General features: G+C 65.1%; 12 protein-coding genes and 1 tRNA gene. 5 read left to right on the forward strand and 8 right to left on the reverse strand.

From position 1 onward, the window contains the following. Nucleotides 1-9 precede the first annotated feature (9 nt). From J6595_RS12130 to J6595_RS12145, 4 genes are all read right to left on the reverse strand, one after another. Entirely contained in the window at nt 10-786 is a 777-nt protein-coding gene (locus J6595_RS12130; protein WP_209594826.1) for a M48 family metallopeptidase, read from the reverse strand. Between the two features lie 186 nt (nt 787-972). Then, entirely contained in the window at nt 973-1,416 is a 444-nt protein-coding gene (locus tag J6595_RS12135; RefSeq protein ID WP_209594827.1) for a DUF2852 domain-containing protein, read from the reverse strand. A 219-nt stretch (nt 1,417-1,635) separates the two neighbouring features. Further along, on the reverse strand, nt 1,636-2,223 hold the full coding sequence (locus J6595_RS12140) for a DUF2380 domain-containing protein (RefSeq protein ID WP_209594828.1): 588 nt from the start codon (nt 2,221-2,223) through the stop codon (nt 1,636-1,638). Nucleotides 2,224-2,286: 63 nt separating this feature from the next. Beyond that, nucleotides 2,287-3,858: an SLC13 family permease gene (locus J6595_RS12145; protein ID WP_209594829.1), complete on the reverse strand. Its 1,572-nt coding sequence runs from the start codon at nt 3,856-3,858 to the stop codon at nt 2,287-2,289. 245 nt (nt 3,859-4,103) lie between these two features. Here J6595_RS12145 and J6595_RS12150 point away from each other — a divergent pair, with 245 nt between their 5' ends. After that, complete coding sequence (locus J6595_RS12150) at nt 4,104-5,366, forward strand: glycerophosphodiester phosphodiesterase family protein (RefSeq protein WP_209594988.1); 1,263 nt, start codon at nt 4,104-4,106, stop codon at nt 5,364-5,366. A gap of 542 nt (nt 5,367-5,908) precedes the next feature. Further along, nucleotides 5,909-6,574, forward strand: a complete 666-nt coding sequence (locus J6595_RS12155) for a ceramidase domain-containing protein (RefSeq protein WP_209594830.1) — start codon at nt 5,909-5,911, stop codon at nt 6,572-6,574. Nucleotides 6,575-6,586: 12 nt separating this feature from the next. On the opposite strand, the gene J6595_RS12160 is transcribed toward J6595_RS12155, so the two are convergent. Continuing rightward, nucleotides 6,587-7,684 (reverse strand): quinone-dependent dihydroorotate dehydrogenase, encoded by a 1,098-nt coding sequence (locus J6595_RS12160; RefSeq protein ID WP_209594831.1) that lies wholly within the window; start codon nt 7,682-7,684, stop codon nt 6,587-6,589. 33 nt (nt 7,685-7,717) lie between these two features. Next, on the reverse strand, nt 7,718-8,065 hold the full coding sequence (locus tag J6595_RS12165) for a DUF952 domain-containing protein (protein WP_209594832.1): 348 nt from the start codon (nt 8,063-8,065) through the stop codon (nt 7,718-7,720). A gap of 155 nt (nt 8,066-8,220) precedes the next feature. Here J6595_RS12165 and J6595_RS12170 point away from each other — a divergent pair, with 155 nt between their 5' ends. The 3 genes from J6595_RS12170 to J6595_RS12180 all read left to right on the forward strand — a co-directional run bounded on the left by J6595_RS12170 (nt 8,221) and on the right by J6595_RS12180 (nt 9,354). Next, entirely contained in the window at nt 8,221-8,700 is a 480-nt protein-coding gene (locus J6595_RS12170; RefSeq protein ID WP_209594833.1) for a hypothetical protein, read from the forward strand. Nucleotides 8,701-9,002: 302 nt separating this feature from the next. Then, nucleotides 9,003-9,092, forward strand: a tRNA-Ser gene (locus J6595_RS12175). Between the two features lie 100 nt (nt 9,093-9,192). Continuing rightward, entirely contained in the window at nt 9,193-9,354 is a 162-nt protein-coding gene (locus J6595_RS12180) for a hypothetical protein (RefSeq protein WP_209594834.1), read from the forward strand. Between the two features lie 60 nt (nt 9,355-9,414). On the opposite strand, the gene J6595_RS12185 is transcribed toward J6595_RS12180, so the two are convergent. Then, a complete protein-coding gene (locus J6595_RS12185) occupies nt 9,415-11,400 on the reverse strand; it encodes a CHASE2 domain-containing protein (RefSeq protein WP_209594835.1) in 1,986 nt (661 codons plus the stop codon). After that, nucleotides 11,400-14,984, reverse strand: coding sequence for a FecR domain-containing protein (locus J6595_RS12190; protein ID WP_209594836.1), 3,585 nt, complete (start codon nt 14,982-14,984; stop codon nt 11,400-11,402). Before J6595_RS12190 ends, J6595_RS12185 begins: the two co-directional genes overlap by 1 nt. Nucleotides 14,985-15,036: the final 52 nt, after the last annotated feature.

The following is a 15,036-nucleotide window of genomic DNA, read 5'->3' on the forward strand; positions in this document are numbered from 1 at the left end:
GGCCTGAAATCAGCCGACCCCGACCGCATGGAGCCCTGACCCGTTGCGCTTCAGCCAGAGCTTCCCCGCCTCCGTCTCCGGGCAGAGCTTGTGGCACAGCGCCCAGAATTTCGGCCCGTGGTTCATCTCGCGAAAATGCGCGACCTCGTGGGCGGCGAGATAGTCGAGGACCGCAGGCGGCGCCATGATGATGCGCCAGGAAAAGGCGAGCCGGCGGTCGGCGGTGCAGGAGCCCCAGCGGCTGGTCGTGTCCTTGATGGTGATGGCGCGCGGCTCGAGCGCGACGGCGGCGGCGTGGATCTTCACCGCCGCTTCCAGATCCCGCCGCGCTTCCCGGCGCAGATAATCGAGGACCCTTCGCGAAAAATGCTCCGGCGCGCCGCCGACGAGAAGCTGTTGCCGGACGCCTGGAGCGGCGATCTCGCCGGATGGCGCGTCGTCCGCGTGCGGCTCCAGCCGCGTCACCTGCCGGCCGCCGCGATGGGTGAGCAGCGTCGGCTCGCCGCGAATGGGGATGATCGCCCCCGGCGCGATGACGACGCGATCGGGCGCCCGCGACACCCGCTCTTCGACCCAGCCGCGATGACGATCGAGAAACTCGCGGACCTTGCGGTTGGACATGCCCCTCGGCACGGTCACGACCAGCGCGCCGCCCCCCGGCGCGATGCGCATGATCATCCGCTTGGCGCGGGGGTTCTGACGGACCGTCAGAGGAAGCCGCCCGCCGGCGATGTCGATCGCCTCGGGGAGCGGAGGTTCTAGCTTGCGGCGCAGGAGCGATGGCATCAAGCGACAGGCGATCCGGTCTTAGCGTTCCGTCATGGACATCATGGATGAGCGATCGTATCGCACAACGCCAAGCGGCGGCACCCCGAGGAACGCCGCCGCTCAAATCAATCAACCGTTTTCAGGCGACCGCCTTCGGGCAACCGCCCGGCCTCGACCTGTGAAGCCAAAGCGCGTCCGGCTGGCTCAGGCCGGATGGCCGTCGACGATCGGGCCGTCATTGCCGCGCGCCGTTTCGCGGGAGCGGCGATCGCGCATGAAGCGATCGAACTCTTCCTGGTCCTTGGCCCGGCGCAGTTCGCGGGCATAGGCCTCGAACTCGGTTGCCGCCTCGTTGAGCTTGCGGCGCTCTTCATCGAGGCGCGACAGCTCGGCCTCGCGCCAGTCGTCGAAAGCGACGTTGCCGGTGCGCTCGGCGGCGAAGGGCTGCTTGAAGCCGGTGCGTTTCATGCTGTTCATGACCTTGTCCGTCGTAGAGTTGACGTCCCGCTTGAAACCCTCGAGGCGCTCGCCCCACAGGATGTAGGCGAGCATGGCGAGGCCGACCGGCCACCAGACGAAGAAGCCGCCCACCATCACGGCGATCGTCACCGGCGTCCAAGCAGGACGAATCAAAGCTTGTGAAGACATCGCAGTCACGTTCCTTTTGAAAATGGCCGCGACGACAAGCATCGCGGGAGAGCAGCCTCTCTTTTGTTACCGATGACAAAAAGATGGTGAGCGAATTCTCGCCGTTCAATGGTTTTGTCGCGAAAATCGAACCGCCAATCTCCGATTTCACAAAGCTCCCATGGCCGGGCCGGGCGCCAAGCGCTGGCTCGCTTGGCAAACGCGCGCCGGCGGCATGGCTCAGGGACGGGCCGGCTCGCGGCCAGGTCCGGCTGATTGCGCGATCGCTCCCGTCTCGTTCAAACTCCGCAGGATGTCGCGCACGACGAACTCGGCCGCCCTTCTGAAAGCCTCGTCGCTGTCGCCGCGAAACGAGATGGTCCGCTCGAAGACGAGCTGGTCCCGAGCCACGTCGAGGACGTCGATCCGCCCGAAACCGACCAGCGTGCTCATCTTGTGGATCTCGCCGAAGACCAGATAGTTCGCACCCGCATCTTTCGCCAGAGCCAGCAGACGCTGCGGCCGCAAGGTGCCGAGGCTGCAGGCCGATCGATCGACACAGTCGAGCGAAACCACTGAGAGGGCCTCGTCTCCGGCCGTCAGACCCGCCTCGATGCCGGCGCGAAAGGCGCTCAGCCGCGCTTCATGCTCGGCCGACTGGTCACGGATTTCCCCGGACGTGTCCTTGTAGTCGAATTTTGCGACCGCGACGGCTTTCGCCGCACCGCGCGCGCCTATGCCATCGCCCTGGCCGGCAAGCGCCGGGCCGAGCCCGGCGAAGGCGGCGAAAGCACCGATGACCGAAAGGCCTGCCTTGCCAGACATCATGCTTGCCTCCCGCAGATCCGGTTTCAGATCACGCCGTTCCTCCCGGTGATCGCGAAACCATGGTCATTTTGGCTGGGCCGCTTCGCCGCTCCCACCGCCTGACGCCCATTCGGGCAGTTCCCCGACCGTCACACCGAACAGCGTCGTCATCGTCAGATAGCCGAGCGTCGAAATGACGATGAGAGCTGCCAGATTATGAAAGCCACCATAGCGCACCATTTGCGGGATCGTCACCTTGCCCGACGCGAAGACCAGCGCGTTGGGCGGCGTGGCAACCGGCAGCATGAACGCCATCGAGGCCGCGAGCGCGGCCGGCACGCTGAGCATCAGCGGGTTTTCGCCAAGATCGAGCGACAGCGCGGCAACCAGCGGCAGAAAGGTCGCCGCCGTCGCGGTGTTGGACGTGAACTCGGTCAGCAGCAAGATGACCAGCGCGACGACGAGAACGAGGCCGATCAAGGGGATGGCGCTGGCAAAACTTCCGAGCGCTTCCCCGATCCACTTGTCGAGACCCGTGCTGGAAACGGCCTTGGCAAGGCTCAAGCCGCCGCCGAACAGAAGCAGGACGCCCCAGGGAAGGTCGGCAGCGCTCTTCCAGTCGAGAACCGCCTTCCCCTTGCCGGCACCGGAACCTTCGCCTTTGCCGTCGCCTGCGGGAATCAGGAAGAGAATCAGCGCCGCCCCGATGGCGATGCCGGCGTCGTCGAGGCCCGGCACGTAGTCGTCGAGGAAGGATCGCGCGATCCACAGAAGCGCGGCCGAGACGAAGACCACCGCGACGACCTTCTCGGCCTGCGACATGGCTCCGAGATCGGCGATCCGCCTGGCGATCAGATCGGACGCCCCCTCGATCTCGCTGCGGTCGAGCCGAACGAGGAGGCGCGTCAGGAGCAGCCACGAGATGGCGAGCATGACGACCGCCACCGGCACGCCGAGGAGCATCCAGCGGCCGAAGCCGAGGTCGTAGCCATATTGCTGGCTGAGACTGCCGGCAAGCAGCGCGTTGGGCGGCGTTCCGATCAGCGTCGCCACACCGCCGATCGAGGCGGCATAGGCAACGCCGAGAAGCAGGGCGAGCGGAAACTTGCCGATGTCCTCGCCTGATCCGGTCTCGCCTTCCAGAAGCGTGGCGACGGACAGCGCGATCGGCAGCATCATGACGGTCGTCGCCGTGTTCGAGACCCACATCGACAGGAACGCCGTCGCCAGCATGAAACCGGCGACGACCATGTGCTGGCGCGAGCCGGTTCTGGCGACGATATTGAGGGCGACCCGGCGGTGCAGGTTCCATTTCTCCATCGCGGCCGCGAGCATGAAGCCGCCCATGAACAGAAAGATGATGGGATCGGCATAGGGAGCGGCGGCCGCTTCCATCTCGACCGCCCCGAGCAGCGGAAACAGCACCAGCGGCACGAGCGCCGTGGCGGGAACCGGGACCGCCTCGGTGATCCACCAGACGATCATCAGACAGGCGACGGCCACGACGCGCCAGGCTTCGATCGAAAGCCCCACGGGCGCCGGCAGAAACAGAAGCACGACGAGGAGGGCGATGCCGATCAGCGCGGGCACGAGGCGCAGCGAGCGTTCACCGGTGTCGTCGCGCTCGGCCTGCTTTGACGCCTCGCTTGAACTCATGTCGCGCACTCCCCTGCCATCACTGCAATCTGGCGTTCCGGATCATTGATCTGGCAGACTTCCTTTCCGAGGCAAGATGCAGGCTCGCCGGGGCGAAAGCCACGGCGCTCAAGGGGCCGCAGGTCAGCCGACCGGAACACGCGCCTTTGTCGCCCGAAGGTTGCAGTCATCGGCTAGGCTGGGGCAATCCTTGCTTCATCGTCCGGAGACGCCTCATGCCCCGACCGACCCGCGCCGTCATCCTCATGGCCGCTCTCGCCTCGATCGGCGGCAACGCCGCTGCACAGACCGGTGACGGGCCGCCGGCAACGGCTGAGACCGCCTTTGTCGGCGTGCGCCCTCTGGCGCTCGTCGATGCGCTGAAGGACGGCCCCTTGAAGAAAAAGCTCTCGGCCTGCATCGGCCAGCCGATGAAACCGACCGACTGGTCGATCGGCCATCGCGGCGCGCCGCTGCAATTTCCCGAGCATTCGCGCCAGTCCTATCTGGCCGCGGCGCGCATGGGCGCCGGCATCATCGAATGCGACGTCGCCTTCACCAGGGACCGGGAGCTCGTCTGCCGGCACTCCCAATGCGATCTGCACACAACGACCGATATCCTGATGCGGCCCGACCTTGCGGCGCAATGCACAGAGCCCTTTACGCCGGCCGATGCATCGAGCGGCCGGCAGGCCAGCGCCAGATGCTGCACGTCCGACCTGACGCTCGCGCAATTCATGACGCTGAACGCCAAGATGGATTCGGCCGACACGGCGGCGACGACGCCGCTCGCCTATCAGGGCGGCAACGCCCCATGGCGCACGACGCTCTACGCGCCCGCAGAGGTGATGAGCCACAAGGGCTACATCGAACTCATCAAGTCCCTCGGCCGCAAATTCACGCCCGAACTGAAAACCCCCGAAGTCGCGATGCCATACGAGGGCGACTACACCCAGGAGGACTACGCCGACCAGATGATCGCGGACTACGAGGCCGCCGGCGTGCCGGCTTCGGACGTCTACCCCCAGTCGTTCCGGCTCGACGACATCCGATACTGGATCGCGAATCACCCCGAATTCGGCCGGCAGGCCGTCTATCTCGATGGCCGCAACAGATTGCCGTGGGGGTTCGATCCGTTGAAGCCGAAAAGTTTCGAGCCAACCATGGCCGAACTCGCCGAGGCCGGCGTCAGGATCATCGCACCGCCCTTGTGGATGCTGGTGACGCCCGGCGAAAACGGCGCGATCGTCCCCTCGGCCTATGCCAAGGAGGCCGGACGGGCCGGTCTCGATATCATCGCCTGGTCGCTCGAGCGCTCCGGCCCGCTCGCCACCGGTGGCGGCTGGTACTACCAGACGATTTCGCGGGTCGTGGACAGTGACGGCGACATGCTCCGTCTTCTCGAGACCCTGGCCAAAGACGTCGGCGTCATCGGTGTTTTCTCCGACTGGCCGGCGACGACGACGTTTTTCGCCAACTGCCTCGTTCCCGGCGCCACCAACGACCCAGACATACGCTCACACAACTGAAAGTTGGTGTATCACGGCGGTCTGTTTCTTCGGGCAAAAGCAGAAATTCTCGTCACTTACCGGGATACTCCCCAACCGTTGCAGCTATATTCGCCCATCTTCGGCGGATGGCAGGGCGGCTCATAATTTATACTTACTATCCGTTACACAGATTGCCATTCCCATGCTCTACCACCCTAGATCTATTGTTGGCGTGGCGCGCCAAGCCGGCTAGGAGATAGATCGGGGACAGCGGCGTTTTCGGCGCCAACAATGCGAGGGGTCGGCATGCTCTTCTACGACGACGCGCCGGGCGATCGATCCGGTGCGATCGAGGCATCGGCTTCGGGCAAGGCAGGGCTTCTTGAGCGCTCGGTTGCCATTCCAGGAATTTTCCGGCCTCAAGGCGCGCTGACGGCCGCCACAGAGGCGTCCAGCGCGGCAGCTGGCGCGGGCGGAAGCTTACAGTCGTGGCGTTCAGGCACGGCCGTCTCATGCCGCGATTGCCGGTAGTGCCCTCCGTGTCCCAAGCCTTCCCCGTGACTGTCTGAACGGCCGCGATCATGAACTGGACCGATTCGATCGACGCCTATTGCGAGCGTGTCAGCCCGGCCTTCTGGGCAGAACCGCTCAACGCTTTGTCCAACGTCGCCTTCATCGCCGCGGCGCTGATCGGGCTCAGCCTCTGGAAGATGCGCGGCGGCAAGGACCGCCCGGCATTCGTGCTGTGTTGTCTCGTCGCCGTGATCGGCGTCGGTTCCTTCACCTTCCACACCGTCGCCACCCGTTGGGCGAGCCTTGCCGACGTGATCCCCATCGCGCTGTTCATCTATGCCTATTTCGCCCTGGCGCTCACACGCTTCTTCGGCCTGTCGAAGCTCGCCGCAGGGGCCGGGACGGTCGCCTTTTTCGGCGCCTCGTTCCTTGCCCAGCCGGTCTTTGCCACAATCGTCGGGTCTTCGGCCGGCTACATTCCAGCGCTCTTGGCGATGCTCGCGATCGGAAGCCTTCTCCTCGCCCGGCACAATACGGCCGGCGCGCTCGTCATCTCGGCCGGAGCGACGTTCCTGGTCTCTTTGTGTTTTCGCATCTTCGACCAGCCGATCTGCGAGGTCTGGCCGCTCGGCACCCACATGATTTGGCACGTTCTCAACGCCGCAACGCTCGCGCTGCTGCTTGCCGCCGCGATCGATGCCCATCCGACCCCTGCGGTTCGGCGCAAACACTGACGCGGCGACAGGTCAGGCCGGCGGCGGCCCGGCCAGGAGATCGTCGACCCTGCGGTCGCGAAGCGAGGCGATGTCGGCGATGTCGCCCATGTCGAGGAGCCTCAGCATCCCCTTGAGGATCCGCGCCGGCAGATGCGGGCCGCCATAAACGAGGCCGGTATAAAGCTGGATGAGATCGGCCCCGGCCTCGATCTTCATGACCGCAGTGCGCGCGTCCTCGACGCCGCCGACGCCGATCAGCGGAAAGTCCGGCCCGACGGCCCGGCGGAAGCGGGCGAGCACCCAGGTCGAGCGGCGCATCAGCGGCCGGCCCGACAGGCCGCCGGCCTCGGCCGCCAGCGGGTGGTTTTCAACGCCGTCGCGGGCAAGCGTCGTGTTGCCGACGATCAGGCCGTCCACCGCGCGATGTCTCGCCGCATCGGCGATTTCCTCGATCTGGTCCTCGTCGAGATCGGGCGCGACCTTGACGAAGATCGGCTTGCGCGGGCTCGCCATCATCGCCGCATAGCCGTTGCGCGCGGCAACCACCGCCTTCAGCAGGCGATCGAGGTCGTCGCCCCCCTGAAGGGCGCGCAGCCCGGGCGTGTTGGGCGAGGAGATGTTGATGGTCAGATAGCTGGCGAAGCCCTCGAAGACGTTGACGCCCTCGACATAGTCGGCGATCCGGTCCTGCGAATCCTTGTTGGCGCCGATATTGACGCCGACGATGCCGGGCTTGCCCGTCCTTGCCGCCAGCCGCTCCGATGCGTCGGCATGGCCGTCATTGTTGAAGCCGAGACGATTGATCACGCCGCGCGCCTTCGGCAGGCGAAAGATACGCGGGCGCGGATTTCCCTCCTGCGGCTTCGGCGTCAGCGTGCCGACCTCGGCAAAGCCGAAGCCAAGCCGCAAGGCCTCGTCGGGCACCTCGGCATTCTTGTCGTAGCCTGCCGCAAGGCCGAGCGGATTGGGAAAGCGGATGCCGGCGACCTCGACATGCAGCCTTCCATCCACCGGAATGTCGAGATCGCGGACGAGCCCACGCTTCAGCGCCGTCAGCGACAGTTCGTGGGCGCGTTCGGCCTCGAGCCGAAACAGCGCCGGCCGCGCCAGCCTGTAAAGAACGCTCATGGCATCATCGCCGGTGCCGGCCCCATCGGTTCCTCACCGCATCGCTCCGGGAAACAGGTGATGTCCGTCCGGCCCGATGGGCAGTTCCTCGACCCACAGCACCGCCTCGACCGGCAGACTCGCGTACAGATGGGGAAACAGCGCACCGCCACGCGATTGTTCGTATTTCAACCTGTCGCCGAGCGGCGCGGGATCGACCGCCAGAAGCAGGAGATCGTCCTGGCCGGCGAAGTGACGGGCCGCCGTCTCGCGCACCTGCGCACTGGTCGAGAAGTGGATGAAGCCGTCGGCATGATCGACCGGCGCGCCGTCGAGCCGCCCGCTGGCCCTGGCCTCTTCCCAAAGCGCTCTTGGCAGAATTTTATAGATTGTCTGGTTCATGAAGAGATCGGTGCCAAACAATCTGGAGAAAATCAATTCCGGCCGCGCCGTCATATACAAGCCACCGAAGGCTGCCAGCTTTTTCTCCTGTTCCGGCGAAGCTCTCGGCGGGCCGCCACGCCCTGTCGCCAGTCGCCTCTGGCAGGAGAAAGACGATGACGAAGACCCGCAACCTTTCCGCGCTTGCGGCGACGATCAGCTGCTTGTGCCTGCTTGCACTTGGCATGGCAGGCAGGGCGAGCGCCCAGTCCGGGCTGAGCGAGACCGACCCGCAGCTTGAACCCGGCCGATACGAGATCGTACGGATCGACGGCGCCGTCGCACGGCTCGACACGGCCACGGGCGAGCTTTCGCCCTGCCGGGTCGTCGCGGATGCCCTGACCTGTGGGAACGCTGCCGGCCCGCGCGATCAAGCCGCTTCGAACGCGCGCATCCGCGCGCTGGAAAAACGGGTCTCGGCGCTTGAGGCAGAGCTTTCAAAAGGCGGCTCGGCGCTCACCGGCAGCGACGAGACCGATGCTGCGATCGCGCGGATGCAAAAACTCTTTCGCGGCTTTGCCGACATCGTCAAGGAGCTTGAGGAGGGCCGCGACGCGGCAAGAGGGACCGACGCCTCGCCGCCCGACCGGACGTGAAGACGGGCCGACGCGCCTGCTTGGCAGCGCATTGGCCAATCAGTTTGATTGCGAGACCTCCGCCCGCCGCAATGCCTTGAACCACCCTGTCCGGCCGCGCTGCGGGCTGTCTCCCGAAGGCCCGGACCCTGCCGCTTTGAAATCGGGGCTTGAAGACGCGGCCATTCTGTCATATTCCCCCGCCGTTCGAAGACGGGCCCGAAACCGGGGCCCGGGGCGCTTCTTCCGGGATGACCCGCATCGAGATCGAAGCCGCTGAGGCGTTCATGCTTCAGCCGATGATCTTGCATGATTCGAACATGGGTGAGGTGGCCGAGTGGTTGAAGGCGCACGCCTGGAACGCGTGTATACGGGAAACCGTATCGAGGGTTCGAATCCCTCTCTCACCGCCATTTCCCTGATTTTCCTATAAGCGCCTGATTTTGAAGGCTAATTTTCGGCAGCTGCATTTTGCTCCGACCTAGCGTTCAGACCAAATTTGAGATGGTCCATATGTTTGCGCAGAAAGCACGGGCGGACGAGCGCCACGCCCAGTTCCTCAAACGCCATCCGGACCGTCGCCAGAGGATCGAAACGCTGGCGCGCGCTCGCTTGGATGCAAATCAGATGACGATCCCGCCGGAAATCCAGGTCACGAAAGATGCCGTGCAATAAGGCACAGGAGGACGTCGAGACCTTTCCTGCTCCATCTCGCATTTCGGTCTGGATCGCGGATCAGGCCTCGATCCCGTCGGGCGCGAAGGGTCGCAGAAGCCCACGCTTGCGCTCCTCCCGCCCGGCGATGACCGAAAGCAGCCCGGCGAGTTCCGGCTCGTCCTCAAACGCGGCCTTCGCCGGGGCGCCACCGGCCAGGATCTCTTCGACCGCCGCGTCGAAAGCCTGACGCTTTTGGTCCGTGATGGGATCCGTCGAAACCACCGTGTAGACCGGTGCGACGCCGCTGCGGCCCTTCACCGAGACCCGCGCGACGAGAAGCGGGGCAAGCCTGCCGGCAATCTTCGCGGCAGTAGAGGCCCCGATCAGCAGAGGAACGCCGCATTCCTTGGATGCGCCTTCGAGCCGCGAGGCGTAGTTCACGGCATCGCCGAGCACGGAATAGTCGAAGCGCGTCGCCGAGCCCATGTTTCCGACGACGCAGATCCCCGTATTGATGCCGACGCCGACGGCGAGCTTCGGGGCGTCGTCGCCGAATTCCTGTCGAAGCTCCGCGTTCAGCGACGAGACGGCGCGGAGCATGGCGAGGCCTGCTTCGACGGCGCGGTTGGCGTGATCGGGATCGTCAAGCGGCGCGTTCCAGAACGCCATGATGCAGTCGCCGATGAACTTGTCGATCGTCCCGCCCCGGTCGAGCACGGCCTGCGAAAGCGGTGTGAGCAAGCGGTTGATCAGCTGCGTCAGCCGCTCGGGATCGTCCTTCATCGATTCCGCCAGCGTCGTGAAATTGCGGATGTCGCTGAACAGGATCGTCAGCTCGCGCCGTTCGCCGCCGAGCTTGAGCGCCGAAGGATCGCGCGCCAGGCGCTCGACCAGTGCCGGGGCCAGATAGTGCCCGAAGGCCCGGGTCACGTCTCGCCGCATCGCGCGTTCTCGGGCGATGTCACGGGCCGCAAGGGGGGCAATGACCGCCGCGACGGCAAGCGACGGCGCCAGCGGCGAAACGAACGTCTTGAGAAAAAAGAACGTCGCCGCGCTGAGGACGACGATGAGCGCGACGAGTCCAAGCCCGAGAACGACGGTCCCAAGATCTGCCGGTCGCCAGGCGATCAGCGCGGCAAGCAGCGCTGCACCAGCGATCATGAGACCCGTGACCGGCAATCCGGCCTCCACGATCGAAAGGCCATAGCGAAGATTGTCCGCGATCGTCGCCTGGACCTCGACGCCTGGAACCAGCATGCCGGTGGCGGAGGTGAAGGCGGTGGCGAAACTGTCGGCCCCCCCGGTTTCGGCAGGGATCGCCATCTGCAGACTGCGGCCGACCAGAACGATTTTGTCCTTTAGAAAACCCGGCGGCAGGAAGTCCTGTGGAGCGAGCGCCTGATAGTATGAGATGGTCGGATAGGTCCGCGCCGGTCCCATGGGGCGAATGAGGCGGCGACCGCCCGTCTCGACCGGCCGAGGCGCCAGGACCAGACGTTTCTCCGCGCCCTTGACGGCTTCAGCCGAAAATCCATCGGCAGCCGTCGGCATCCCGCGCAGCACGTTGTCGGGGTCGAGCGCCACCGAGGCGAGCCCCACCCGGGCTCCGGCCGCCACAAACTCGGGAAGCGGCTCGGTCCGGATCATCTGGCTCATATGTGGCGTTTCGATCAGGCTCTCATCGGCCGCCAGCACGACATCCGGTCCCAAAGCCTCGGCGAGCGCCTGATCGGCGTCTGCCGTTGAGGGCTCGGCAAAAATGAGGTCGAGGGCGATCGCCTTGACGCCGGCGCCCCTCAATGCGCGGATCAACTGCGCATGCAGATCCCGGGGCCAGGGCCACTGCAATCCGATCTCCGCAAAGGCCGGCTCGTCGATCGCCACGATGACGATGCTCTCATCCTTCTTGGCGAGCTCGCTCATCGAAGGCGGCGCGAGGGTCGCCAAGACATCGAACACCCGCATTTCGGCCATTCTGAACGGTTGCCACGTGGCAAGCGCAAGGCACAGAAGCGTCGCCGCCAGAGCCGACACGGCGGTCCCTGCAGCACGGCGGCGGTCCATCAGAACCGCGCCTGCAACGTCGCCCGGACCGTGCGTTGGGCCGTGGGCACGAAAGGCGCCACCTCGATTTTCTGGTCGAAGACGTTGTAGACACCGAGATTGGCCTCGAAGTGCCGATCCTCGCTCTTCCAGCTTCCGAAGAGATCGGTCACGAAGGCCTCGTCGAGCTCCCGTTCGGCGATCTGCGAGGTCCGCTCCCCGAGATAGGTCTCGCGAGCGGTGAACTTGACCCGGCTCGGATGGACATAGGTGAGGGCCGCGGTTCCGCTCCAGTTCGGAAGGAAGGGAATGTCGCCGGTTTCGTCCGCAACTGTCCCTTCGGACCAGCTTCTTGCAAGGGTCGCGGACGCGCCGAGGCCATTTCCGAGCCAGGTATTGACGGTGAAGGCGACGCGATCAAGCTTTGCCTCTTCGACCGCGATGCCGTCCACATAGCCGGGGATCGAGAAACTGAGATCGGTGTAGTCCTGGTGCTGGTATTCCAGCGAAGTGAAAAGATGTCGGCTCCATTCGCTGTCCAGCCGCAGGATGGTGGAATCCACATGGTCGACGTTGTCGGGGATCGCGTTCGAGCGCAGCCCAACGACGCCGATGGGGCCGAGCGTGTAGCTGTCCTCGTTCGGCCTTTCGCGCAGGAAAGCGGCGCGCAGCCACTGGCCGTCGAGCGGCATGTAAGCAACGCCGAGGCGCGGCGCGAGCGCTTCGTCCCGAACGCCATCCTCCTCGATCGCCGAGCCGAAGAGACCGGCCTCGAAGCGCAGATTCTCCGTGGCTTCGAAGGTCAGGTCAATCCAGGCGCGACCAAAGCTGCTGCGGCTCTCGGAGGCGGTCTGGATGGAGGGCACGGGGGACGTCAGATAAAGCTCGGCGTTCGCTTGCGAATGCGCGCCGCCGTACTCGCCGCCATATTCCAGTATGAACGGCTCGAACCCGATGCGATGTGTGGCGCTCGCCTTGAGAAGATCCTGCCGGGCATCGGCGGAATAAAGACCGGGCACCCCCAGAACGAGGAGATCGAGCGGCGTCACGTTCTGGGCGCCGTCGTTCCGCGAGCCGAACACGGCGACATCGAGAATGTTCTCATAGCCGAAAGTATGGCTGAACCCCAAAACGCCGACGAACGTGTCATCGGTGCGCGTGTCCGAGAACGTGGCGGGAACATTGGCCAACGCAACCTCGCCCCGGTCCCAGTTCGCCGACAGGAAGCCGGCCATTCGATCGTAGGCCGTCAGCTGAACGCCGAACCCCGCCACGATCTGATAGTTTTCGTCCGCCTGGGAGGCGTAGTCCGGCGCGACCCTGTTCACGTTGGCCTGGATGAACATCGAATAGGGCAAGGGATCATAGCCGAGCGACTGGAAGCCCGCGCCGAAGACACCCCCTCCGTCGTCACCCTCCCCGAGGAACCCGCCCGTCAGAGACGCTTCGGAAAACGGCGCGGTGACGAAGGACGGCCGAAGATCGGAGCCGGCAAGGCTCATCGCATCGCTCAGAATGCCTTTGGTCAGCAGCGAAAAACCTCTCGCGTCCGCAGTCGGGTTCGGTGTCGCGAGTTCATCGCCACGCTCCAGATAGAAGGGCGCGGCGGTCCCGGTCAGGGCGCGGTCGAAATAGCCCGCCGAATCGAACGGATCGAAGACGATCTCGCTCCAGTAGGAGCCCCAGGCATCCAACGAGAGAAACCCGTAAGCCGACGACAGGACCGAGCCGGACTCGCGCGTGGCGTGGATGGACTCGTAGTCGCCGCCCCTCGCCCGGATCCGCTTCACCGATTCCCTGGCATAGTCGATCGCCTGGTCGGCCTGATACTGGTCGATGGCGAGTGAGGCCAGATACTGCGCTGCCAGCACGCTGTTCTTGTCGAGACGATTGGCGTCCTCGAAGGCTTGTCGGGCGTGCTCGATATCCCCGGACGCTGCGTAGGCCTCCCCAAGAACCAGGAGACCGTCGGAATAAGCGGGATTCGCCGTGGTCGCCTTGAGGAAACTGTTCAGCGCCGCCTCTGGATTGCCTTCCAGCATCTGCTGGCTGCCGCGCACCATATTGGCAAGCGAGAAGGCGGGATCGACCTCAAAGATCGTATCGATCAGAGGCCGTGCCTCCACGAGGCGACCCTGCGACAGATAGAGCATCGCCAGGTTGCTGCGGTTGATCGGGTCCTCGGGCTCGATCTCGATGGCGCGCAGGAGCGCCGCTTCGGCTTCCTTTTCCGCGCCCCGGTCCGCAAGTGCGAGAGCGTAATCGTTGAGGAGGCTGGTGTTGCCCGGCGCGACGGCCAGTCCCTTTTTGATGTCGGCGATTGCGCCCTTGAGGTCGTAGACGGCGTTGGCACGGTAATAGGCCCGGGCGGAGAGGACTTCGGGATCGCTGGGATCGAGCGCATACCCTTGCTCGGTCGCCTTCCGCGCCGTTTCGAAATCGCCCGCCAGCATCGCCAGCTTGGCAACCGCAGCGACATATTCAGGATCCTTGCTGAAGCGCGGCTCCGCATCCTGCAGGATCTTCAGGGCGTCTTTCGGCGTGCGAAGCATGGCGGCGATAACCGCTTCGCCGACCACCGACACGCGGTCTTTCGGATCGGGCCGGGGTGGGGGCGGGGGTTTCGTGGGGTCGGCCAGCGAGCGGGCGAAGTACATTAGATAGGTCGCCGTCGTCCGCCTCTCGCCTTCAAGATGCGGCAAGGCTCGCGCGTAAAGATCGGCGGCCTGAGCATAATCCTGGCGCGCTCCTGCAATGTTCGCTGCAAGGAGATCGAGCCGGGCGCTCTGCGCGGCCGTCAGTTCAACGCCACGTGCAGCGGCGATCGCAGTTTCGGCTTTCTGTCTGCCGTCCCGATCCGCGGCGATCTCGGCCGCCAGCACGCGATCCTCCGCGCTTCGCCGCGATGGCGGCAAGGCCGCGAGCCGATCGCGTTCGGCGAGGAGCAAGCGATTGGGCAGCGAGGCCGCGGGAAAGGATTCGAAGGCTCCCCGCAGCGACAGGTTCACCAGCATCTGTTCGTGAAAGTCATCGGCGACGATGACGATCCTGGCGGGTGCCTGGCCGAGGGTCGCCGCGGCCGCCTCCCCTTGCCTCAGCGTCACCGAGCCCTGCGGATTGAAGAATTCCACTTCGCCGTCGAGCACCATGAGTGTCGTGCGGTCGCCTTCGGTCCGCATGCTCCAGTCGGTGCCGCGGATCGCCGCCGTCGCTGCGGTCGTCTCGACATACACGCCGGTTCCGCCGCGCGCCGCGCGGCCGAAGATCTGGCCACGTTCGAGGACGAGACGGGTATCGCCGCCAGCCACCCGGTCCTTGACGAGAAGTGTCGAGTTGCGTCCGACGCGGACTTGGGTCTGATCGGAAAACAAGACGGCGAGCTGACCGGTCGCGTTGGTCCGCAGGAGGTCACCGGTCTTCACGTCCTGCAAAACCTCGACGCCACGCCAGCTCGGCGCGTCGACGAACTCGATCTCTTCACCGAGCTTGGTGGCGATCACCGTCCCCGCAGCCGGCGCAACGCGCGGCACCGGTTCGGCCGAAGCGGGCGTTGCAGAGAGACCTGAGATGGCGAGTAAAGCGAAACGGCAAAGCGTCAACTTCATCTAGGGAAACTTCGAACATCATGACGAGACACGAAGAGGTCACGTCACTTCT

Source organism: Jiella mangrovi (assembly GCF_017815135.1).
Lineage (GTDB): Bacteria > Pseudomonadota > Alphaproteobacteria > Rhizobiales > Rhizobiaceae > Jiella > Jiella mangrovi.